This window comes from Lactobacillus sp. UBA5813, assembly GCF_002417895.1.
Taxonomy (GTDB): Bacteria; Bacillota; Bacilli; order Lactobacillales; family Lactobacillaceae; genus Lactobacillus; species Lactobacillus amylolyticus.
In genome coordinates, this window is sequence record NZ_DICZ01000032.1 from 1 (window position 1) to 23,330 (window position 23,330).

The following is a 23,330-nucleotide window of genomic DNA, read 5'->3' on the forward strand; positions in this document are numbered from 1 at the left end:
CGCCATCAAGTTCCTTTGGCCGAATTTTCAGTTATAATCAATCATTTCAAGCAATTGGTGCGGTTTTAGGCTCACTGATGGGTTCGACTATTTCTGGTTTTTCAAATTATGCAACAGTATTTTGGGTAACTGGATTTACATTATTAATCAATTTTATCTTAGTTTTGATTTTTGCTTGGGGTATTTCTTATAGAGATAGATAAAACGAATCCGGGAAAAACTCTTTTTGGACAAAAAATACTGATATTCAATGTCGAAAAACGTTGATGTATCAGTATTTTTATTTTTCTAAAATTGACTAACAAATGACTTTTCCCCCCGACACTTTCTTATATCTTATTATTTTCTAAAACTGAAAAATTAGTTTTTACAATCGTTTTTGAACTTTCATTTACTTGCCATTCATGAAAGCAAGCATCATTAGTTTGAAAGAATAAGTCACTATCTACAGGTAATCTCAAAAAACTATGAAAAAGCTGGTTGATTATTCCACCATGTGCCACAACAGCAATAGTTTTATTTGTATCATTCTCAGACATAATTTTTGATAAAACAAAATCAGCTCAATATCTAAATTCTAATAAACTTTCCTGATTATACTTTGCTTCATGAATTGCAACATTTACCTGAGGATACTTCCGATACGCTTCTGAATAAGGCAATCCCGCCCTAAGTCCATTATTAAATTCCATCAAATTATCGTCTAAAATTAGTGGTTGCCCATTTTGTAAAATTTTTGCAGTTTGATACGCACGCTTTAATGGGCTGCTGTATATTTTAGTAATGTTATAATGCTCATTCAAATACTGACTTGTATTTTCAACTTGAATTTGTCCCCTAGCAGTTAATTCATAATCCGCTCGTCCTTCACATCTTTTTAAAATATCACCGTCACTTTCACCATGTCTAATAATTAATAAATGCATTTTTCTCTCCATAAATAAAAAATATTATGTACTACTTTTAATGTTAAGAAAAAAGCTAGGAAAAAACGTTATAAAGTTTTTCCTAACCTTAGAGTAATCAACAAAGATATTCTTTCTACGCTACCATCTTTTCATAAATGCGATACATGCGATTATCATAAGCACATAAAGCAATATCCATTTCATAATCTGGATTGTCGTTTTGCCATTTGCGAATTGTCTTAATTGCAACTTCTGTAGCAGCTTCTGCAGGATATCCATATACTCCAGTTGAAATAGCTGAAAAAATCACACTATGCAATCCTTTTTCTTTAGCTAAAGTCAATGAATTGTAATAACAAGATGCAAGCATATGTGCATCGCTTGTCTTACCAGCATAAACAGGACCAACAGTATGAATTACGTAATCTGCTGGCAAGTTATATCCTCTAGTTATTCTAGCTTCACCAGTTGGGCAGCCATGCAAAGTCATACATTCTTCAAGCAGACGGGGCCCCGCCCCTTTATGAATAGCACCATCAACGCCGCCACCACCAAGCAGTGAATTATTAGCAGCATTAACAATGGCATCTGCCTTCATTTTAGTAATATCGCCTTGAATTATTTTTATATTTTTCATTATCATATATCCCTGAAAACACGTAGTTTCTTACTATTTATATTTTAACACCAAGGCATGTGTTATGTTGGTTTAGTCCAAAATAATTTTGATTAATTCACGATTTTTAATCAAAAAATTCTTCATAAGGAAATCCATTTATTTTAGCCTAATTATGATTAGACTAATCGTAATTAGATTAAATTTAATTCTTTAATTATACAAAAAATGCTCTATCACAAAAGATAGAGCATTTTTTAGCATAAGCAATTTGGATACTAACCCTTGTCAGCACCTGCAGTAATTCCGTTAACATAGAACTTCTGCATGAATACGAACAAGATAGTAATAGGAATGGCAATGATTACACATCCTGCAACGAATTGAGCAAAGTATGCAGTTGCGTTACCTTTGGCTGTGTGTACCATGTTGTACAAACCATAAGCAATGGTGTATGTCTTCGCATTTCCTGAAGTTGAGAGAATAATACCTGAGAAAATGAAGTCTGTCCATGGTGCAATGAAAGCTGTCAAAGCAGTATATACAATCATTGGCTTTGAAAGTGGCAAACCAATGTGTACAAATACTTGCCACTTGGTAGCACCATCAATTTCTGCAGCTTCATCAATTGACCGAGGAATTGTATCGAAGAATCCCTTGGCAACGTAGAATCCTAAACCTGCACCACCTACATAAACAAGTAACAAACCGAAGAGGTTCAACATGTTAAGACCTTTTAAGATGTAGTACAAAGCGATCATTGACATGAAGCCTGGGAACATTCCTAATACCAAAGCAATTTGTAAGAATGGCTTTCTAAATGCAAAGCGAAGTCTTGACAAAACATAAGCAACTGAAATAGTTAAGAATGTTGAAATTACCATTGAAAGCAATGAAATAATCAAAGTATTAATAATCCAATTGCCAAATGGGTATTGGGAATTAGTAAAGATCCCGATATAGTTTTGCAACGTGAATTTTTCCGGCCAGAAAGTCGAAACGAATCCAGTATCATTGAATGAAAAACTTGCTAAGACGATCCAAACAATCGGCAAAATCCAAAGAATTGCTAAAACAATTAATAGAATATACCGAAAGATTAATGAGAGCCGTCTTTGATTTGAATATGACTTCATGTCTTCTAGCCCTCCTTGAATGCATTAGTACGTCTATATGCAATTAGCGATACAGTTGCACTAATAATAAAGATTAAGATACCTAATACGGCTGCTGCGTTATAACGCTGTTCCTGCCCAAAGGTCAAGTTATATAACCACGTTACCAGCAAGTCGGTTGAACCGGCACCGTTATATTTACTATTCATTGGTGCACCACCTGTTAGCAGGAAGATAACGTTGAAGTTATTGATATTACCAATAAATTGCTGAATAAGTGAAGGTGCCATTACAAATAAGATCTGAGGGAAAGTGATTGAACGGAAAATTTGTGCAGCATTTGAACCATCAATCTTGGCAGCTTCAATTTGATCTTGTGGTAAGTTTTGAATAATCGCAGTTGAAACAAGCATAGAAACTGGAATACCAATCCACATGTTAACAATAATAACTGTGATTCTAGCAACTAATGGAGAAGCTTGGTTATCAATAAAGTGAATTGGTAAGCTAATCCAGTGCAAATTCATCAAGATGTTGTTTAAAGCACCCTGGTAATCTAAGAATTGAGCCATCATCAAAAGTGATACGAATTGTGGGACAGCCCAAACAATTACAAAGATGGTTCTCCAAAAGCCCTTATGCTTAATGCCTTTTGATTCAATTAAAAGTGCAAGTAAGACTCCAAAGAAGAAAGTAGTTGCAGTAGCTGCTACAGCCCAAATCAAAGTCCAACCCAAAACTGGGAAGAAAGTACCAGCCAAGTCACCACTCAAAACATTACCGAAAGCCTTGAACCCTATCCAAGAAAAGGCAATTGGGTGTTGACGATCATAGTTGGTGAATGCCATTGAAATCATGAAGACCGTTGGCAAAATAGTAAAGAACAAGATTCCCAATAATGGGATAACCATTAAAGTTACGTGCAAACGTGGGTCAAGCAAGCTCTTGAGTTCTTCAACGTTAGTTGGAATGTGCTCCCCATCACGCTTCAAGATATAATTGTGTCTTGTTGAGCGTAAGTTTACGATATATAGATAAATCATCACAATACAGATGATTAAAGCTAACACTCCGAATAACAAAATCAAAACTGAATTTGACGGCTGCTTAGTTACATAAACACCTTGTGCAGCATCATAAACAACTTTTTTGGTTTTAACAGACCCTAATGTACCTAATATACCTAAAGTAGGAATACCGCTGAGGACAAACCAAGCAATAAAGACAATTTCTGAAAGCAAAAGTGATATACCTTTTACCCATTGCTTGTTAGCCAAGGCGTTACTACCCATCAAGAAAAATGATAACTTGGTAGCAGCGTCACCTTTTGACCAAACCTCACGATATGTTGCTTTAGGAGCTACATGCTTTTTCTTTAGAAACATAGCTTCTCCCCTTCTTAGGCAAAAAGGTTGGACAATTCGTTTTTTTGCCCAACCCATTGCTTACGCTTTTAGCAAATTATTTCTTTTCAATGTTCTTAGCGAGGTTAGTAAGTTGTGCCTTGTATTGTGCTGGCTTAATCTTACCATCGTAAGTACCACTAATAAGTGGAGCTGCATCGTTCCAGAATGCAGCCATTTGTGGAAGCTTAGGTTGTAATACTGAGTTACCTGGTTTAGCCATTTCGATTACAGCTTCAGCAACTGGATCGCTCTTAACAGCACTTGAATTTACAGCTGACTCCAATACTGGGATTTGACCAGCATTCTTGTGAGCAATTAATTGTGATTTCTTGTTAGTAATGTAAGCAGCTAATTCTGAAGCAGCCTTAGCGTTCTTGGTGTTGGAATTAACAGCGAAGCCTTCAATACCGAGGAATGCTTTCATTTGTACGCTCTTACCACCAACTTCAATCTTAGGATACTTAGCAACTGCGAAGTTCTTACCCAAAATCTTCTTGATGTTAGCAGCGTTCCAAGGACCATCAAGGACAGCTTGTGCATTACCCTTGTTCAATTGGTTCAAAGCGTTTGAAGTTTGCATTACGCCCTTATTCTTCTTTTGAGCTGCGTACCACTTCAAAGCATTAACACCATTTTGTGAATTGAAGGTTGAACCTTTAAGCTCTTCACCATTGTCACCAAATAACTTAGTGCCTGCTGAGAACATTACTGGCCACATTACGTAAGCGTTAGTAAAGTCAGTAGCTACAACACCCTTAGAAGTTAAAGTCTTCCAATCCTTAACGTCGTTAGCTGAAAGCTTGGACTTGTTGTAGTAAATAGTTTGTGCTTGTTGTGCATATGGGAATGCATAAATCTTGCCCTTCCAAGTTACACCTTTTGCAGCAACATCAATGTAGTTAGCCTTGATATCTTTAGTTGCTGATGGTGAAAGTGGGTTAATGTAACCAGCTTCAGCCATTTGACCTAATTGGTCGTTAGGAACTTCAAATACATCTGCAGCCTTTGATGGGTCCTTAGCAACATCAGTCTTAGCATTTGCTGAACCGTTAGGACTTTGAACAACACGAACCTTGATATTCTTGTTCTTCTTAGTAAAGTCCTTAGCAATTTGCTTGTAGTAAGGAACTTGTTCAGTATCTACCCAGAGAGTTAAGTTAGCCTTCTTATTTGAACTGCTACTTGATGATGAATTTGATGAGCCGTTTGAACAAGCTGCAAGTGACAATGCAGCAAGAACAGCAGTACTACCTAAAACCATCTTTTTCCAAATCTTCATGACTTTTCCTCCTAAAAAATCAAAACAATAAACAATTCTTAACAACAGTAGCCTTTGCTACATATAGTTGTAAGCTTAATTAAAATTTTGCACTTCGTCTTTTAAGTACAATTAATTAACAATAACCTTGGTTGAATCCTTGTCAAAGAAGTGAGCCTTGTTAACATCAAAGCCCATCTTAACTTTATCGCCAGGCTTGTGATAATCACGTGCATTTACAATTGCAGTGAATTCAGTACCATCAACTTCTTGGTGAAGTTGAATAGTGGCACCCAAAAGTTCTGAAACAACAACCTTTGATTCAATAACTGAATCTGGCCAAGTTTCCGTGAATGCTTCTTCTGAGTGAATATCTTCTGGACGAATGCCGAAGACTAAGTCCTTATCGTTGTAGCCCTTTTCTTCAAGCAATTTTGCTTTACCTTCAGGAATACCAATATTCAAACCTTTGCCATCGGAAATTCGACCATCCTTGTAGTGAACATTAAAGAAGTTCATTTGAGGAGAACCAATGAAGCCGGCAACGAACATATTAACTGGCTTGTTGTAAACCTCAAGTGGTGAACCGATTTGCTCAACTTTACCAACAGACATAACAACAACTCTATCTGCTAAAGTCATCGCTTCAGTCTGGTCGTGGGTAACATAAATAGTAGTAGTACCCAAGTCTTGGTGCAATTTAGCAATTTCGGTACGCATTACAACACGCAACTTAGCATCCAAGTTTGACAAAGGTTCGTCCATTAAGAAGATAGGTGCTTCACGAACGATCGCACGTCCTAATGCAACACGCTGTCTTTGACCACCGGACAAGGCACCTGGTTTTTTATCCAAGTAGTCTTCAAGGCCTAACATTTTAGCTGCTTTCTTCACCTTTTTATCAATTTCATCTTTAGGTGTGTGACGCAACTTCAACCCAAAGGCCATGTTGTCATAAATGGTCATGTGTGGATACAAAGCATAGTTCTGGAATACCATCGCAATGTGACGGTCTTTTGGAGCAACATCGTTCACTACTTTATGATCGATTTCCAAAGTACCCTTACTAATGTCTTCCAAACCTGCAACCATTCTCAAGGTAGTTGACTTACCACAACCAGATGGACCAACGAAAACGATGAATTCCTTATCTTTGATGTGCAAGTCAAAGTCGTTTACAGAATATCTGTCGTTACCTGCATATTTTTTATAAATATGGTTTAAATCAACTTCAACCATTGTTTTCCCTACTCTCTTTAATTATTTCTCATTAAAAACTTTTTCAATTTCACTAAGTTTTAAATCAGCAGTTGAAGCAACAATGTAATCTGCTTCATGTAAAAGTTCTTTATTGCCAATTCCTACAGCAAATTGACCTGCTGCCTTGATTGCTTCAACACCAGCCTTAGCATCTTCAAAGCCGATTACTTCATCAGCCTTTAAGCCTGCAATTTCTTGAGCTTTAATATAAATCTCAGGATCTGGCTTACCGTGATGAAGAGTTGATGGATCAACAATGCCATCAAATTCATCCATAATGCCTAATCTAGTTAAGATCTTAGGTGCATTCTTTGAAGCTGAAGCAATTACCATCTTCAAGTTTTGCTTTTTAGCATCAGCAAGCAATTCTGGAATACCAGGCAAGATATCCTTTGGTGTCATAGTTTCAACTTGTTCTACGAACTTAGCATTCTTTTCTGCAGCAAACTTTTCCTTTTCTGCTTCAGAATACTTATCTTCTTGACCACCATATTTCAAAATCAGATTAAGTGAATCCATTCTTGAAATACCACGTAATGAATCAAGTTGATCATCAGTTAAAGTAATGCCTAATTCTTTAGCTAAATTGTTCCACGCAGTAAGGTGAAACTTAGCTGAGTTAGTTAAAACCCCATCAAGGTCAAATAATAATCCTTTAAGCATTTTGAGTTTCACCTTCTTTAAGAGCAAGTTTCTTATCTCTAACTACAACATCCAAGTCATCGCCAGAAATTAAAATAATCTTTGTTTCTTCGTGATCTACATAAACTTCAATCAAACGGCCACGATAGTTAATCTTGAAGCTGTATTTATCCCAATCTTCTGGAATAAATGGAGTGAACTTCAATTGATCATGGTCATAACGCATTCCTGCAAAGCCTTGAACAATTGCTAACCATGAACCACTCATTGAAGTGATGTGCAAACCATCAACTGTATCATTGTTGTAGTTATCAAGGTCAAGACGTGCAGTTCTTTGGTAAAGTTCAACAGCCTTCTTTTGTTTGCCAAGTTCTGCAGCTAAAATTGAGTGAATACTTGGTGAAAGTGAACTTTCATGAACTGTCAATGGTTCATAGAAGTCAAAGTTCTTTTCCTTTTGTTCTTTAGTAAATCTGTCTGGGAAGAAGTAGATACCTTGCAATACATCTGCTTGTTTAATAAATGGTGAGCGAAGGATCTTGTCCCATGACCAATGTTGGTTGATTGGACGCTGATCTTCAATTTCACTAACTGGACGAATATCTTTATCTAAGAAATCATCTTGTTGTAAGAAAATGCCAAGATCTTTATCTTCTGGCAAGTAGATCTTATCAACAATGTCTTGCCATTTCCCTTTTTCTTCTTCGCTGACGTGAACTCTTTCTTGAGCTTCTTTAGTAGCTAATGGCAAACGCTCTAAAGTGTACTTAAGAAGCCATTGAGCCATCATGCTGGTGAACCAGTTGTTGTTAACGTTGTTTTCATATTCGTTAGGACCAGTAACACCGTGCATTACATACTTGTTACGCCACTTGGACCAGTGAACTCTAGCTGCCCAGAATCTTGCTGTACCAACTAAAACGTCCATACCTTCATCTTTAACGTATGAATCATCACCAGTGTATTCAGTGTACATAGCAATTGCGTGTGGAATATCAGCGTTTCTGTGGATTTCTTCAAATGTAATTTCCCATTCGTTGTGGCATTCAATACCATTGAAAGTAACCATTGGGAATAATGCACCTGGTAAGCCCTGTTCTTTAGCGTTATGGTATGCACCTGGCAATTGATCGTGACGATATTGGAGCAATGCTCTAGTTACACTTGGCTTGGTTACTGCTAAGTACATTGGAACAATATAAGCTTCAGTGTCCCAATAAGTAGCACCGCCGTACTTCTCTCCGGTAAAGCCCTTTGGTCCAACATTCAAGCGCTTATCTTCACCGTAGTAAGTCATGAACAATTGACAAATATTAAAGCGAATACCTTGTTGAGCAGCATCATCGCCAGCGATAACTACATCACTTGTTTCCCAACGCTTTTCCCAAGTAGCTGTATGATCAGCCAAGTTTTCATCAAAGCTCTCAGATTGTAATTTCTTCATTAGATCTGCAGCAATATTTGCTTGATCTTTTTCTTCAACATCACGGCTGGTTACAACAATGACATCTTTTTCAAGTTCGTAGCTTTGATCTTGATCTAATTCAATTGAAAGTTTTTCACTTAATTTAGCTTCTTCAGTTGAAACTTCACCTTGGACAATTTCACCGTTATGACGCAATGATTCTTTAAGTAAAACAGTGAATTGTGGAACATCATATGGATTTGGCTTAGTTTTGACTTGAATGGTTCTTGCTTTTTTGTCTTCACCAAGTGGCACCCAGAAGCGTTCATCGTAGTTGCTGTCTTCATTAACAACTGTTCCGTCTAAAGTAGAATCAAAGTCAATTTTTGCATGGCCTTCAAGTACAGTTGCCTTAACTTTAATTAAAGCAGCTTCTTTTTGAACAATATGAAGGAAGCGTTCAAATTCAAACTTAACCTTCACATCTTTGCCTTCATAAACAAAACTTCTTGAAAGAAGACCTTGATGCATATCAAGTGAAAGGTAGAAATCGCTAAACTTAACTTTGGCTAAGTCAATCTTTTCACCATTTACTGTAATACCAATGCCGATAAAGCTTGGAGCGTTAGGAGTTTTACCAAAGTACTTTGGATAGCCGTTCTTCCACCAACCAACAACAGTCTTGTCAGGGAACCATACACCAGCAAGGTAAGTTCCTTGTAAGCTGTCACCTGAATAGCCTTCTTCAAAGTTGCCTCTCATACCCATGTAGTCATTTCCGATTGCAGTCATACTTTCTTGCAATCTTTTAGCTTCAGGATTGAAGTTATAAGTAACAACTTTCCAAGGATCAATTTCAAAAATTCGTTTCATATAAATCTCTCTCCCGCAAAATTTGAGGTGTTCTTTTGTTCGCGCTTTCATTATCCTTGAATTGAAAGTGGTTTACAATATCAAATCTGCTGTTACCGGTATCAAGATTAAATAATAGAAAAAGAAGACAGAGCTTAATCTGCCTTCTTTTCTTTACTTATAAAAAGTAACTTTTAGCGAACACTTATTGCAAAGCCCTTTGGAGCTAACTGTTTATTCTCATACTCTTGACTAAAAGCGCTATTGCAATCAAGTTCAATTGGATGATCGGTTGTGTTGAAGTAAGCATAAATGCTTTCTTGGCCTTCGCGGACGACTTCAAGTAAGCCATTTTCTGTTACGCGTAACTTAATTCTGCCACTTCCCAAAGTTTCATCATGTTGCAAGCGAAATTCAATCAATTGGTGTACTTTTTGCCAAACCGGTCCATCTTCTTTTGACCAATCCATTGGCTTACGGCAATCTGGATCATTCCCGCCTGCCATTCCCATTTCTGTACCGTAATAAATACATGGACAGCCTTTTTGCATAAATTCAAAAGCTAAAGCCTGCAATGCCAGTATTTGATCACCATTAGCAACTGTTAAAATACGTGCGGTATCATGTGAATCAAGCATATTCATCATCGCTGCGTTAGTTTCATCGCGATACTTCATTAATTGGTCTGTCAAACGATCAGCCAACTCTTGAGCTGACAACTTATGCTTGAAGAAATGATCTTCAATTTGCAGCGTATATGGATAATTCATTACGCCGCTAAATTCATCACCATTAAGCCAAGGTCTAGCTGAATGCCAAATTTCACCCACAATATAGAAATCAGGTTTAATCGCAACTAAAGCCTTCTTGAACTTCTTCCAAAAATGATGGTCAACTTCATTAGCTACGTCTAAACGCCAAGCATCAATATCAAAGTATTTAACCCAGTAAGTTGCAATTTCAAGTAAGAAGTCTTGAACTTCTGGATTAGCAGTATTTAACTTAGGCATATGCTTTTCAAAAGCAAAAGTATCGAATTGCGGCTTACCTTCTCCTTTTAATGGATCGCGGTAAGGTTCAACTGGGTATTCATTAATGTGGAACCAATCGGCAAAGCGCGAATTTTCTCCATTCTTAATTACATCTTGCCATTGCATGGATTTATCACCCAAATGGTTAAAGACGGCATCAAGCATAACTTTCATCCCGCGAGCATGAGCTTCATCGACTAATTTAGCAAAGAGGTCCTTATCACCAAAAGCAGGATCAACTTGGAAGTAGTCAATTGTATCGTATTTATGATTAGAAGCAGCTTTAAAAATTGGACAGAAGTATAAACCATTAACGCCTAATTTCTTAAGGTAATCTAAATGATCAAGTACTCCTTGCAAGTCACCGCCATAAAAGTCTTCTCGACCAGGATGATCTTCTGGATTCCAAGGTTTAACATTTTCAGGATCGTTAGACTTGTCACCATTAGCAAAGCGCTCAGGAAAGATTTGATACCAAACAGTATTTTTAACCCATTCTGGTGTTTTCACCATATCAATTTCATGACAATACGGCACCTTAAAATATGAGCCGTCTTCCATTACAGCTGCACTAACATCGCTACTAATTGCACGATCACCAACAACCACGCTAGTTCCATCTTTGCCAACTACTTCAAAAGTATATTTCAAACGATGAAATGGTGCTTCAAGCGTAATGCCCCAATAATCTTCCACTTGTCCAGAACCAATTTTTTTCATTTCGATTGTTTTGGCTTTTTCAAGTGGCAAATAATTGTCACAGTAGTGAACAATTACTCTTTCTACATCATTTTTCGCACTGTGAAAACGTACGCGAACATGACTAGAATCTACTACAAAACTATCTTCACTCTCAGTTCGGTATCTTAAAGCTGCTAATTGCATTCTTATTCTCCTTTTCTTAATACAACGCCTGCATAAGGCATCAAAGTTAATTTTCCATTAGTTAATTGGTATTCTCCTGCTTTTAATACCAAAGCTTTATAATCTGCTGGAATTTCAACAGTCGTTTTTTCATCGCTCAATGAAACAGCTACAATGGCGCTTTCTTTATCTAAATCACGCCGATATACATAGCTATTCTTATCTGTGGAAATCATATAGTATGCACCATTTTGAAATAGTGCTTCTTTTTTTACTTCCAGCATTTTTTTATAAAAAGTAAACATGCTGCTAGTATCATTGATTTCGCTGGCAGCGCAAGCATTATCTTGCCTTTCACCTGTTATCCACGGTTTAGCGTCACTAAAGCCATTATTTGCAGTCGCATCCCACGGCATAACTACTCTTGCTGGCAATTTATGAGTTTGACTTACCATTTGCAATGCATCTTTTTTACTCAAAAACTTTTCTGCATCTTTAAGCCACGGTCCGACAGTTTGATCTTCGAATTGAGCTGCATTATCAAAATGCAAATTCTTCATTCCAAGTTCTTCACCATAATAGATAACTGGGATGCCGCGCTGTAAATACATCAGCATTGCCAAGCTTTTAGCTTGAAGCGGCGTCTTAGCTACTCTTGTAGCCACTCTTGCCATATCATGATTATTCCAATAAAGGGTTGGCTGCGATACATTAGCCAATGTTTGTTGCCAGATTACCTGATTCTGCTTAAATGCTGTTAAGTCAAGCTTTTTAGGTTGATATTGCTTTGAAAAACGATTATCGCAGTCAGAATCATCCTCAGTAAAGTAGCGAAAAGTGATAACGCTATCCATTAAATGATTTCGCTTAGACGTGTAGTCAACGGACAAGTTGACACTAGCACTGGATGCTTCACCTAAGAGAAGGGCATCAGGATAATCTTGCTTAATTTTTTCACAAAATGGCCGCATCCATTCTTGGACTTGAGGCAAATTAGCGAAAAATGGTTCTGCCACGATCGGTTGATCCACATCGCCATCTTGAGTTGGATAATTTTGACGTAAATCTGCTTTTCCAATATGAATAAATGCATCCAGTCTTAAGCCATCAATTCCTTTTTGAAGCCAAAATTCTGCTATCTCTAGCATGGCATGACGTACTTCGGGATTTTTCCAATTCAAATCTGGCATGCGTTTATCAAACAAATGGAAATATGATTGACCAGTTCCAGCAGGATCAGGCTCCCAAACGCTGCCGCCAAAGAATGACCCCCAATTATTAGGACGCTGACCATCATGACCGGCAAAAATGTAGTAATCTCGATATAAACTGTTAGGGTCTTTAATTGCATCTTGAAACCACGGATGCTGATCAGAAGTATGATTCAAAACAAAATCCATAATTAGATGAATTCGTGCTTGATGCAAGTCTTTGATTAAGTTTTCCATATCTTCCATCGTGCCCATATGGGGATCAATTGCGAAGTAATTAGAAACGTCATAGCCGTTATCTACTTGTGGCGAAACAAAAACCGGATTAAGCCAAACAGCATTAACGCCAAGATTTTGCAAGTATGGGATGCGTTTGCGAATACCGTTTAAATCGCCAATGCCATCTCCATTGCTATCTTGAAAAGACTTAGGATAAATTTGATATATAATTGCGTGATCGTACCAATGTGCCATAATTAATTTCCTCCACGCATAGTTTAAGGGATATGAGAAACCGGTTTCAACATTTTATTTACTGTTATCGGTATCAAAAAAGCACGACTTTTTTGATTGAATCGTGCCTTTTGACTATTTTCTTTTTAAAAGCATATTTAAGATATTACGCCACTTGCTACCCTTAATTTGCAGATCAGCTACTGGCTGCGTTACTTCAATACAGCCAATATATTTTCCTTGCTCGTTATGCAAACTATAAAACGAGATATTTATTGTTATGCCATCTTTATGAATCATAATTGACAATTTCCCGCGCTGACCACCATGCATTTGCTTTAAAACCGCCTTAACATGATTTTGGCTGCGACCAGGATGAACTTCAAAAACCGTTTTACCAATATCGTTTTCGGTTCGTTTAAATATGCGATTTTATTCATTGAAGACCAAACCACAATATCATTTTCATCTAAAACATCCATTTCTTGTGGAATAGTCTCAAAAATTGCGTTTAATTGTTCGATACTTAAACTTCCACCGACTAAATTAATTTTGTCTGTCACTATTTTGTTAACCTCATTACTTCATTTGCAATCATTAATTCCTCATTTGTCGGGACAATTAATGCCTTAACTTTTGAATTAGGCTTAGAAATAAATTTTTCGCCATCTGTTCTATTAGCCTTAAAATCCGGATTCAAACCTAAATAGCGCAACGATGCCATTACTCCTGCACGGATGCCTGGATCGTGTTCACCAACTCCTGCTGTAAAGACAATTGCATCTACGCCATCCATCTCAGCAGCATATGCACCAACATAACGAACAACGCGATTGATAAAAATCTTTCTCGCTAGTTTAGCCCGCTTTTGTTTGCTTTCAATTAAGTCTCTCATATCTGATGAGACACCTGATATTCCTAGCATTCCTGATTGATGATTCAACATATCAACCGCATCATCAATTGACATGCCAGTCTTTTTCATAATATATTGCAAAGCTGAAGGATCAAAATCACCGCTGCGTGTCCCCATTGCCAGACCAGTTAAAGGACTAGATCCCATTGAAGTATCAAATGATTTACCATTTTTAACAGCAGTAACCGATGCACCTGAACCTAAGTGACAAACAATAAGTTTACCTGTATATGGATTCTTGCCCATAAGTTTAGCTGCACGTGGAGCAACATAACTAACAGAAATACCATGAGCGCCATATTTACGAATACCTAATTCTTCATAATATTTATATGGGATAGGATACAAATAATTAATTGGCTCAAGACTAGTATGGTATGAAGTGTCAAAGACTGCAACTTGAGGCACATTGGGAATAATTTTCATAAAAGCTTTTATTCCAGTTGTCTCAGGAACATTATGCAGCGGAGCCAATTCACCTAAATCGAAAATTTGCTGCAGTTTTTCTTTGTCAATAAAAGTTGAGTCCTTAAAAATTTCGCCACCATTAACAACCCGGTGGCCAACTCCAGCTAATTCTTCCAAGTTTTTTAAGACCTTAAATTTCTTCAAATCTTCAATTAATAGACTAACTGCGGCTTCTTGATTTGGGATTGCTGTATTTCTAATATATTCTTTACCATGCAATTTTATTTTAAAAACTGCATTATCTAACCCAACACGATCTGCCATCCCTGAAGCAATGACTTTTTTATCAGGAAACGAAAATAATTTATATTTAAATGATGAACTACCTGAATTAATTGCTAAAACTTTTTTCATAATTTGTCCCCTTTGTCTAAAATAGATCTTACTTTTTAGTATAGCGATTTCATTATAAATGGATAATATCTTCTAAACTAAAAACAGATGCCCTTAGTCATTGTAAGGTGCATCTGTTATTTTTACATCATCTAGTTGATTGCCGTCTAATCAGCTTCGGTTTAAGCATTATTTCACTTTGGGGAGAGCCTGATTGAGCAATTTTTTGCAAAAGCATTTTGGCTAACATTTCACCCATTTCAAAAATTGGTTGTTTAATTGTTGTCAGCTTAGGGTTAGAAACTTGATCCAAAAATACGCCATCAAAGCCAATTACACCAAAATCATCAGGTATCCTTGCGCCTTCACTTTGTAATTCTCTTACCACTCCCACAGCAATTCGATCACTTGCACAAACAAAACAGGTATCTTTTTTAAACTCATCAAAATGCTCTCGAATTACCCGTTGTGCTTCATGACTATGGTTAGATACTCGGTAAATTTGTGGAATTAATCGGTGCTGCTGCAAAGTGTTAATATAACCAGCTTCACGAGAATATTCAAAGGGTTCTTTTAAATCGATTCCAATAAAAATAATATGTTTATATAAGCGATCTAGTGCATATTGGGTTGCCATTTTTTCGGCTAATTGATTGTCAGAATCTACAAAATCGTATCCACGGTGATTTTCACCAAATAATACAAATGGTTTATCTAGCTTATCAAATATTTCATAGTCTTCATTTCTAGCGCCAGTAATTAAATAGCCATCTGCCCTTCCTTTTTCTATTTGACTAGGATCCGTTACTAATTGCATAGCATACTGCTTAGTATTTAATCCGCGCGCAAAACCAAAAAGCAGATTCATATAATATGGTTCAGTTGTATCAACATCTTCCAAAGTAACAAACTTTACCACATTAGTTCGATTATTAACCAGGGCTTGGGCAACTGAATTAGGATGATAATTCAGCTTTTCCATTGCCTTTTCTACCATAGTTCTCAATTCTGGCGTCACTTGTTCAGGGTGATTAATCACCCGTGATACTGTCATTTTTGATACATTTGCTTCTTTAGCAACATCTGATAAAGTAGTCATATTAATCCTATTCCAAGTACATCTTTCTGAACCGGTCTAAATCTTTTTGACTAAAGCCTAGTTCCTTTTTGAAAAAGTTATCAAAACTACCCCAACCTGCACGAATAGTTTCTGTAATTCCGCGAATTGCAGGACCTTCGCCTTTAGTGATATTCATCTTCGACACTAGCTTGGCAATATCATTGTCGTCAGGAAACTGCTTGGCAATAGCAAAATCATACAACTCATTCGTCAATAAATAATCTCGTGAAATCGTATCGTCATCAACTCCTAAAGCAGTCAAAATAAGCGCCGTAGTCATTCCTGTTCTGTCTTTGCCTGCACTGCAATGATAAACCAGGGCGTCTTCTTGGGGTAATTCAATTAGTTCCGCAAAAATTTTAGCAAATTCACGTTGACTATGAGAGTTAAGCAAAACTTGTTGATAAATCTGGCCTAGCCAATTGTCTTTCATATCAGGTATATGATGCACGAAACGATAAAGCTTATTATCCCCCTTATTTTGCTTACGATCTTGTGAATAAATATGGGCATCAACATAGCGTACATCATCCCAGAGCTTATCTGGTGCTGAAGTTTGTTCATAATTTGAACGTAAGTCTATGTCCACGGTAATGCGGCGAGCCGTTAATTTTTGCTTATCTTCATCTGATAAAGAACTAAGTGAATCAGAACGATATATCTTGTTCCATTTTACCTGTTGACCTTTATCATTCTTATAGCCCCCAAGGTCTCTAAAGTTAAGCGGGGCGTCTAAGGCAAGTATTCGATCATGTTTCATTTTGCTTCTCGCCTTCTTATTTTAGAAATTATTAATATACGCTTTTATTATAACATTGTCAGTCATGAGCAAATAGACGAGCGGCCTTAATTGCTCTTTGCCAATCGGAATACAGTTTTTCTCTTTCTAAATTTCCCATTTTTGGTTCAAAAGCTTGGCCGATAGTAAAAGTATGCTTTAATTCATCAACATTTTTCCAATAACCAACTGCCAGGCCTGCCAAAAATGCTGCTCCCATGCTGGTTGTTTCAAGTGTCTTGGCACGTTCAATTTTTATTCCTAAAATATCAGCCTGAAATTGCATTAAATAATTATTGTTGCTTGCGCCGCCATCCACACGCAAAGCGGGAATTTTTATTCCAGAATCTTCTTGCATCGTATCAACCACATCTCGTGTTTGATAAGCGAGTGATTGCAATGTAGCTTTAATAATATCCTTATCAGCTGTGCCGCGGGTAATGCCAAAAATAGCACCACGCGTTTCTGCATCCCAATAAGGTGCACCTAACCGTGTAAAAGCAGGCACAACATAAACTTCATTTTCAGAAGTTGATTCAAATGCTGCTTTTTCAGAATCTGGGGCATGTTTGATTAATTTCATTGAATCTCTTAGCCATTGAATTGCACTGCCCGCAACAAAAATTGAACCTTCTAGCGCATAAGTAATTTTGCCATTAATGCCATAACCAATTGTCGTTAATAAATTATTATTGGAAGTTGTTGGTTTATCCCCAGTATTCATTACAATGAAGGCACCAGTGCCATAAGTGTTTTTAACCATTCCTGGCTTTAGAGCAAGCTGACCAAATAAGGCTGCTTGCTGATCGCCTGCCATACCAGAAATTGGAACCTTTCCACCAAAGAACATATAATTAGCCGTTTCACCATAAATTTCAGAATTAGATCGCACTTCTGGCAGCATCTTTGGCGGAATATTGAGCAATTTTAAAATATCTTTATCCCATTCAAGGCTATGAATATTGAACAGCATGGTGCGAGAAACATTCGTATAATCAGTCACATGTCTTGCCCCATCGGTCAATTTCCAAACTAGCCAACTATCAATTGTGCCAAATAAAAGTTTACCTTGTTCCGCTTTTTCTTGCGCACCAGGTACATGGTCTAAAATCCAGCGAATCTTAGTTGCACTGAAATAGGGATCAATAATCAAGCCTGTTTTTTGACGAATCTTTTCACTGTAGCCTTCCTTTTTTAGTTTCTCGGCTAATCCTGTTGTCTGTCTTGACTGCCAAACAATCGCATGATAGATAGGCTCACCAGTATCCTTATCCCAAACAACTGTAGTTTCACGCTGGTTAGTAATACCAATGGCTGCAATTTGCCCTGGCCATATACCGGAATTAATAAATGCATTAGCAATTGTGGATTGAACTGCCATCCATATCTTATTTACATCATGCTCTACCCAGCCTGGCTCAGGAAAATATTGTGGTATCTCTTTTTGAGCTGAGGCAACTTCTCGGCCCTGATGGTCAAAAATAATTGCTCTGGTCGATGTGGTTCCTTCATCAATTGCTAAAATATATTTTTCTGCCATAATTAATTCTCTTTTCTTTAAAAAAGCGCTTTCTTATAATGTTACTGTTTTTCAGACGCAGATTCTAGCAGTTATTTTGTAAGATACGTTATAATTTTCATAACCAAACTTTCAAAAGGAGGCCCTTGTTTCTTATGGAAAATAAGCAAAAAATTGCTGTAACTATTGCTGGTAATGATAGTGATGGCAGCGCTGGCATGCCTGCTGACTTGCACTCATTTTATGCGCGTGGCGTTTATGGAATGGGGCTAATGACAGCAGCTGTTGCAGGGAATACTAAAGGCATTTTTGCTCAACAAATTATGCCCATCGACTTTATTCAAAAGCAATTTGATGTGTTAAACGATGATTTTAAAATTAATGCAACTAAAACCGGTATGTTAGCCGATAAAGAAATTATTAACTGTGTTGCTGATAATTTAGAAAAATACGATATGGGCAAAATTGTGCTTGATCCAGTAATCATCACTAAGCATGGTGCAACGCTATTAGATGATGATGCTTATCAAACATTCTTAGACAGATTATTGCCCCTGGCTGACATAATTACCCCTAATTTTTATGAACAGCAAAAATTAACTAGAATGAAACTTAACAGTAAGGAAGAAATCTATTCAGGTGCTCAAAAACTGCAAGAGATGGGAGCAAAAAATGTTCTAATGAAAGGACGCCATGATTCAACTGATCAGGCTAACGTAACTGATATTCTCTTAACTGCAGACGGCAGGTTCCACGAATTTACCAAACCATTCTTCAAAACAGACCGGGTAAACGGAACTGGCGATACCTTATCCGCAGTTATTGCCGCCGAACTAGCTAAAGGAAAAGCAGTAATCGATGCTGTAAGGATAGGCAAAGACTTTACTTATGATGCAATCTCACATCCAATTGATGTCGGTTCAAAATGGGGCCCAATTAACCATTTAGCTGCCCAACAAAAAACAGCTAAAACGCTAGACGACTAGCATTGTAATCTTTTGCTCCCTTTTCTTCTTTAGGCTATACTAAAAAAGAAGAAATTATACGAACTAAGGAACGGTAAAATGAGCGATAAATTAATTAAAATTGCATATCTTTACGAAGATTTGATCAACACTTATGGTGATTCTGGTGATGTCAAAATCTTGAGTTTTCTTTTAAAGCTTGAAGGCTATGACACCCAAGTTGATAATATTTCATTAGGCGATGAGTTTGATGCCTTTGATTATGACTTTGTTTTCTTTGGCGGAGGTCAAGACTTTGAACAAACCGTTGTTGCTAAAGATCTGCCTCGACACAAAGAAACACTTGAGAAATACATTAATCAAGATAAGCCAATGCTCTGCATTTGCGGCGGCTACCAATTAATGGGCAGCTACTACGAGACTAATTCTGGCGTAACAATCCCAGGATTAGATATTTTACCGCTTCATACTGTCTTCAAAAGCGATAAGCGCATGATTGGTGACACGCGTTATATGACTGAATGGGGTGAAGTCAGAGCTTTTGAAAATCACTCTGGTCAAACTTATTTTGATAACAAAGATAAATTGCATCCCCTTGGCGACATGATTGAAGGTTATGGCAATAACCCGCAAGATCACGTTGAAGGGTTGCGTTATCGCAACTTTATTGGTTCATATTCACATGGACCATTGTTAAAGAATACCAATGTAGCCAATGCAATTGTAAAGATGATTATTGCCCGTCACCAAGAACGTGTTAATGAAAAAGTAACTGAATAATAAAAAGGGATAAGGATCAACATGACCAATGTCATTAAGTTAAGCTATTGACATTGATGATCAAGTCTTTAAAGAACTAAATCGTTTGATTTAGTTCTTTTTTTTGCATGACAAAAAGTGCACACTTTTTGTCATGTGTTTTATCTAGGCAACTCTGTAAACAAAATTAATAGGAGATTGTACTTTCATCTTTCTTTTGTCTTTTCGCCCTGGTCTAATCGGCACGACTCTTGCACTGATTTCAATTAATGCTTTTTCAAATATTAAATCTGATGAGCCCTGAAGATATCGTCTATGAATAATTATGCAGGACATTTTAAAGTTGATCTTATAAGCATACTTACACGTCTTTTGTGCTACTGTCGCCTGTGCGTTTGTTTGACTGACCGCATTAAACATGATCATATGAGCATAGATTTCCATTTTGACAAAATTATCTTTCTTTGAATGAAATTGGACACTGCCCAAATCATATTTTAATTTTCTAAATGAGCTTTCAATGCCCCAACGCAAATGATACAGTTCTTTTATTTTGCTTAATGGGAAATCTTTTCTATTTAAGTTGGTAAGCAAAACTTCCCATATTTCTTTGTCAGGATCACGATCATCATTGATATTAATCTTGCAGGCACGAAAATTAACCCTGCAAAATGCCCAAAATCCTAATGAATATTGCGAGTGTTTTTAGAGCGTAATTTTTTATAATGCTTACGCTGCCTTTTAATTAGATGAATATTTTCTTTATCTTTATGCGTCATGTAATAATAATTTGAGTCTGTAACTCGGCATGATATATCTACATCACATTCTTGATCGGGCAAGGCTTCTACTTCTTTAAAAGCTGATTTGCCAGTCTTGCTTCTGATTACATAATAGCAGTTAGAAAAACGATTGCAGTTTTCAACCATGTTAAAACTAGTATAGCCTCGGTCCATTAATACAATGTATGGGCCAACATGCAATTTCTTAAGCATATCAATAGCTGCAGTACGTTCATCTATCTGAGCTTTAGGCTGAAAAACACAATCTTGATAAGTATTATCAGCCAAATCATATAGTGCATTAACATGAATTTGACAAATTGGTTTGATAAATTGGTCAGTAATTATGTTTTTAGATTTAGGATTAATTTTGATTTTTGTTGGACAAAAGCTGAAACAGTCATCATTTTTTCATTATCATCAAAGCAATCAAACAATTCTTTGGCTAAAGAATTGCCCTGCATATTGAGGATTATCTTAATTGTTGTAAATGCATCAAGCTTTCTTTTACGAGTGAAAGCATGAGGGTCAGAAATAAAATCGTGAATATTATCAGCAGTATTATTGATAATTGAATCTAAGCGTTTTAATATATTAGTATGAAGACTTTTCATGATAATATTGTCCTTTCTAGATAATGTTATTTGGAAAAGGTATACAAAAGGGAGAGAGAACGTAGAGTTCTCTCTTTTATTTTATGCAGAAAATAAAAAAAGAACTAAATCAAACGATTTAGTTCTAAAAAAACATGTTCATCAATGTCAATAGCTTAACTTAATGACATTGATCAACATGACCTTTATCCCTTTTTATTTTTTAACTGTGAATTTTATTTTTCTTTTTGGGCTTAGGCGTTAAATTCAACGCCATTGCAGCAACAACTACTAAAATTGAGCCTACCCAATCCATTGGCATCATTACTAAGTTAAAGAAGATTACTGACCCAATTGTCGCAGAAAATGGCTCAAAAGCATCAAGCAAACTGACAGTTGAAGGAATTACATACCGCAATGCGTTGGCCATAATTTGAAATGGAATAATCGTGCCAATTACAACAACCGCTGCTGTATATAGCCAAATTTCAGGTTTATTAGGAACTGCATGAAATTGTGGATCAATTATTAATAAGCTAATTCCCGCAAAAATCATCCCCCAGCCAGTCACAACCATACTAGAGACTCTTTTAACGATATTAACTGGAATCAAGGTATAAGCCGCTTCACCAAAAGCAGACAAAATTCCCCAAAACAGCGCAATCGGCGTGATTGCTAAGTGATCAAATTGACCATGCGTTGATAGTAAAAATACTCCTAAAAATGCACATAAAGCTGCTATAATATCCAATCTGCGCATTACCTGCTTGCGTGTTATAGTTAAATAGCCCAAGACAAAGAAAGGACCAATAAATTGTAAGATGGTGGCAATTGAAGCATTAGCTACTTGAATACACATGAAATAAAACAGTTGTACTGGCAATAAGCCAAATATTCCATAAGCAATAATTACTAAAATGTTATGTCTGTTTTTTAATGTAGCTAGTGGTTTTTGTTTTAAAAATCCTGATGCAATTAACAACACTGCACCTGAAATAATCAATCTAACTTGTGTTAACCACATTGGGGTTAATTTAGGACTAAGATCAAATAATCCTTTAGCAAATAATCCTGAAACGCCCCACATTACAGCTGCCATTGCTGCTAAAAATGTCCAGAGTCTGCGTGTTTTTGCTGGTACCATTTTGCATCACCTATTTTCTTTCTCATTATCTATGTGCTTTGTCAAGGTTCTTTTTCTTAGGTGAAATATTCAAAGCCATTGCTGCTAAAACAACTAAAATTGAACCCAGCCAATCCATTTGCGTCATGATTAAACCAAAACAAATTACAGATCCTACCGTAGCTGAAAAAGGTTCAAAAGCATCCAGCAAACTCGCTGTTGATGCCTTAATAAAGCGCAAAGAATTAGTCATCAATTGAAACGGAATCAGTGTTCCAATTACAATTACTGCTAATACATCTAGCCAAACTTGTGGCGTATTAGGAATATGGGGCATTTGAGGATGGACAATCATCAAGCAAATGCCAGCTGACAGCAGCCCCCAACCAGTAACTACCAAACTTGAAACCCGTTTTAAGACATTAATTGTAATCAAAGTATTCGTTGCTACACCAACTGCCGATAATAATCCCCAGAACAAAACACTAGGAGTTAAGGCAAAATGACTAAAATGCCCGTGCGTAGCTAATAATACTACCCCAATAAAGGCGCAAATAGCTGCAATTACGTCAATTCGCCGCATCACTTGCTGATGAGTTATGGCTAAATAGCCCATTACAAAAAATGGTCCCACAAATTGCAAAATCGTTGCAATTGAGACATTAGCTTGCTGCACAACAATAAAGTAAAACAGCTGTACTGGCAATAGACCAAAAATACCATAGGCAATAATCGTCCATGCATCATGTTTATTTCTCATCGTTTTAATCGGCTTTTGCTTTAATACGCCTGCTACAATTAATAAAATAGCACCTGAGACTACCATTCTGATTTGTGATAACCACATTGGCGTAATATCTGAGCTGATATTAAACAAACTTTTAGCAAATAAGCCCGAAATGCCCCACATTACGCAAGCCAGACCTGCCAAGTCAACGGTGACATATTGATAA

Annotated in this window: 17 protein-coding genes and 4 pseudogenes; 3 read left to right on the forward strand and 18 right to left on the reverse strand. The window is 36.8% G+C overall.

What is annotated here, in order from left to right; translation table 11 throughout:
• Positions 1–203: pseudogene (locus tag B2008_RS05915) on the forward strand (multidrug transporter subunit MdtG); the annotation flags it as partial.
• Positions 204–329: 126 nt separating this feature from the next.
• On the opposite strand, the pseudogene B2008_RS05920 reads toward B2008_RS05915, so the two are convergent.
• The 15 genes and pseudogenes from B2008_RS05920 to glpK all read right to left on the reverse strand — a co-directional run bounded on the left by B2008_RS05920 (position 330) and on the right by glpK (position 18,176).
• Positions 330–938, reverse strand: a pseudogene (locus tag B2008_RS05920) (histidine phosphatase family protein).
• Between the two features lie 103 nt (positions 939–1,041).
• Positions 1,042–1,545, reverse strand: coding sequence for an O-acetyl-ADP-ribose deacetylase (locus tag B2008_RS05925; RefSeq protein ID WP_286822580.1), 504 nt, complete (start codon positions 1,543–1,545; stop codon positions 1,042–1,044).
• A gap of 257 nt (positions 1,546–1,802) precedes the next feature.
• Positions 1,803–2,660, reverse strand: coding sequence for a sugar ABC transporter permease (locus tag B2008_RS05930; protein ID WP_286822581.1), 858 nt, complete (start codon positions 2,658–2,660; stop codon positions 1,803–1,805).
• A 5-nt stretch (positions 2,661–2,665) separates the two neighbouring features.
• Positions 2,666–4,024, reverse strand: a complete 1,359-nt coding sequence (locus tag B2008_RS05935; protein WP_286822582.1) for a carbohydrate ABC transporter permease — start codon at positions 4,022–4,024, stop codon at positions 2,666–2,668.
• 76 nt (positions 4,025–4,100) lie between these two features.
• Positions 4,101–5,324: an extracellular solute-binding protein gene (locus B2008_RS05940; RefSeq protein WP_286822583.1), complete on the reverse strand. Its 1,224-nt coding sequence runs from the start codon at positions 5,322–5,324 to the stop codon at positions 4,101–4,103.
• A gap of 111 nt (positions 5,325–5,435) precedes the next feature.
• The gene (locus B2008_RS05945) at positions 5,436–6,542 is read right to left on the reverse strand and encodes an ABC transporter ATP-binding protein (protein ID WP_286822584.1); all 1,107 of its coding nucleotides are present in this window, start codon (positions 6,540–6,542) and stop codon (positions 5,436–5,438) included.
• Between the two features lie 21 nt (positions 6,543–6,563).
• Positions 6,564–7,226, reverse strand: coding sequence for a beta-phosphoglucomutase (pgmB, locus tag B2008_RS05950; RefSeq protein WP_286822585.1), 663 nt, complete (start codon positions 7,224–7,226; stop codon positions 6,564–6,566).
• Positions 7,219–9,483, reverse strand: coding sequence for a glycoside hydrolase family 65 protein (locus B2008_RS05955; RefSeq protein ID WP_286822586.1), 2,265 nt, complete (start codon positions 9,481–9,483; stop codon positions 7,219–7,221). The genes pgmB and B2008_RS05955 overlap by 8 nt, the downstream gene beginning before the upstream one ends.
• Positions 9,484–9,656: 173 nt before the next feature.
• Positions 9,657–11,378, reverse strand: coding sequence for a glycoside hydrolase family 13 protein (locus B2008_RS05960; RefSeq protein ID WP_286822587.1), 1,722 nt, complete (start codon positions 11,376–11,378; stop codon positions 9,657–9,659).
• A gap of 2 nt (positions 11,379–11,380) precedes the next feature.
• Positions 11,381–13,042, reverse strand: a complete 1,662-nt coding sequence (locus tag B2008_RS05965) for an alpha-glucosidase (protein ID WP_286822588.1) — start codon at positions 13,040–13,042, stop codon at positions 11,381–11,383.
• A gap of 114 nt (positions 13,043–13,156) precedes the next feature.
• Positions 13,157–13,584: pseudogene (locus B2008_RS05970) on the reverse strand (PAS domain-containing protein).
• On the reverse strand, positions 13,584–14,759 hold the full coding sequence (locus B2008_RS05975) for an acetate/propionate family kinase (protein WP_286822589.1): 1,176 nt from the start codon (positions 14,757–14,759) through the stop codon (positions 13,584–13,586). The pseudogene B2008_RS05970 and the gene B2008_RS05975 overlap by 1 nt, the downstream one beginning before the upstream one ends.
• Before the next feature lie 127 nt (positions 14,760–14,886).
• Positions 14,887–15,837, reverse strand: coding sequence for a LacI family DNA-binding transcriptional regulator (locus B2008_RS05980; RefSeq protein WP_286822590.1), 951 nt, complete (start codon positions 15,835–15,837; stop codon positions 14,887–14,889).
• Positions 15,838–15,844: 7 nt separating this feature from the next.
• The gene (locus B2008_RS05985) at positions 15,845–16,618 is read right to left on the reverse strand and encodes a tyrosine-protein phosphatase (RefSeq protein ID WP_286822591.1); all 774 of its coding nucleotides are present in this window, start codon (positions 16,616–16,618) and stop codon (positions 15,845–15,847) included.
• Between the two features lie 58 nt (positions 16,619–16,676).
• The gene (glpK, locus tag B2008_RS05990) at positions 16,677–18,176 is read right to left on the reverse strand and encodes a glycerol kinase GlpK (protein ID WP_286822592.1); all 1,500 of its coding nucleotides are present in this window, start codon (positions 18,174–18,176) and stop codon (positions 16,677–16,679) included.
• A 134-nt stretch (positions 18,177–18,310) separates the two neighbouring features.
• Here glpK and thiD point away from each other — a divergent pair, with 134 nt between their 5' ends.
• Together thiD and B2008_RS06000 are read left to right on the forward strand one after the other, a co-directional pair.
• On the forward strand, positions 18,311–19,141 hold the full coding sequence (gene thiD, locus B2008_RS05995; protein ID WP_286822593.1) for a bifunctional hydroxymethylpyrimidine kinase/phosphomethylpyrimidine kinase: 831 nt from the start codon (positions 18,311–18,313) through the stop codon (positions 19,139–19,141).
• 78 nt (positions 19,142–19,219) lie between these two features.
• Positions 19,220–19,900, forward strand: coding sequence for a type 1 glutamine amidotransferase (locus tag B2008_RS06000; RefSeq protein ID WP_286822594.1), 681 nt, complete (start codon positions 19,220–19,222; stop codon positions 19,898–19,900).
• A gap of 144 nt (positions 19,901–20,044) precedes the next feature.
• On the opposite strand, the pseudogene B2008_RS08295 reads toward B2008_RS06000, so the two are convergent.
• From B2008_RS08295 to B2008_RS06020, 3 genes and pseudogenes are all read right to left on the reverse strand, one after another.
• A pseudogene (locus B2008_RS08295) lies at positions 20,045–21,275 on the reverse strand (IS4 family transposase).
• Between the two features lie 202 nt (positions 21,276–21,477).
• The gene (locus B2008_RS06015; RefSeq protein ID WP_286822596.1) at positions 21,478–22,398 is read right to left on the reverse strand and encodes an EamA family transporter; all 921 of its coding nucleotides are present in this window, start codon (positions 22,396–22,398) and stop codon (positions 21,478–21,480) included.
• A 25-nt stretch (positions 22,399–22,423) separates the two neighbouring features.
• Positions 22,424–23,287, reverse strand: coding sequence for an EamA family transporter (locus B2008_RS06020; RefSeq protein ID WP_286822615.1), 864 nt, complete (start codon positions 23,285–23,287; stop codon positions 22,424–22,426).
• Between the last annotated feature and the right edge of the window lie 43 nt (positions 23,288–23,330).

Coding starts and splice junctions, on each gene's coding strand:
- B2008_RS05975 (WP_286822589.1), bottom strand. CDS start 14,759: ATGAAAAAAGTTTTAGCAATTAATTCAGGTAGTTCATCATTTAAATAT.
- B2008_RS05960 (WP_286822587.1), bottom strand. CDS start 11,378: ATGCAATTAGCAGCTTTAAGATACCGAACTGAGAGTGAAGATAGTTTT.
- B2008_RS05935 (WP_286822582.1), bottom strand. CDS start 4,024: ATGTTTCTAAAGAAAAAGCATGTAGCTCCTAAAGCAACATATCGTGAG.
- B2008_RS05955 (WP_286822586.1), bottom strand. CDS start 9,483: ATGAAACGAATTTTTGAAATTGATCCTTGGAAAGTTGTTACTTATAAC.
- B2008_RS05980 (WP_286822590.1), bottom strand. CDS start 15,837: ATGACTACTTTATCAGATGTTGCTAAAGAAGCAAATGTATCAAAAATG.
- B2008_RS06020 (WP_286822615.1), bottom strand. CDS start 23,287: ATGTGGGGCATTTCGGGCTTATTTGCTAAAAGTTTGTTTAATATCAGC.
- B2008_RS05940 (WP_286822583.1), bottom strand. CDS start 5,324: ATGAAGATTTGGAAAAAGATGGTTTTAGGTAGTACTGCTGTTCTTGCT.
- B2008_RS06000 (WP_286822594.1), top strand. CDS start 19,220: ATGAGCGATAAATTAATTAAAATTGCATATCTTTACGAAGATTTGATC.
- thiD (WP_286822593.1), top strand. CDS start 18,311: ATGGAAAATAAGCAAAAAATTGCTGTAACTATTGCTGGTAATGATAGT.
- B2008_RS05930 (WP_286822581.1), bottom strand. CDS start 2,660: ATGAAGTCATATTCAAATCAAAGACGGCTCTCATTAATCTTTCGGTAT.
- B2008_RS05945 (WP_286822584.1), bottom strand. CDS start 6,542: ATGGTTGAAGTTGATTTAAACCATATTTATAAAAAATATGCAGGTAAC.
- glpK (WP_286822592.1), bottom strand. CDS start 18,176: ATGGCAGAAAAATATATTTTAGCAATTGATGAAGGAACCACATCGACC.
- B2008_RS06015 (WP_286822596.1), bottom strand. CDS start 22,398: ATGGTACCAGCAAAAACACGCAGACTCTGGACATTTTTAGCAGCAATG.
- pgmB (WP_286822585.1), bottom strand. CDS start 7,226: ATGCTTAAAGGATTATTATTTGACCTTGATGGGGTTTTAACTAACTCA.
- B2008_RS05925 (WP_286822580.1), bottom strand. CDS start 1,545: ATGAAAAATATAAAAATAATTCAAGGCGATATTACTAAAATGAAGGCA.
- B2008_RS05985 (WP_286822591.1), bottom strand. CDS start 16,618: ATGAAACATGATCGAATACTTGCCTTAGACGCCCCGCTTAACTTTAGA.
- B2008_RS05965 (WP_286822588.1), bottom strand. CDS start 13,042: ATGGCACATTGGTACGATCACGCAATTATATATCAAATTTATCCTAAG.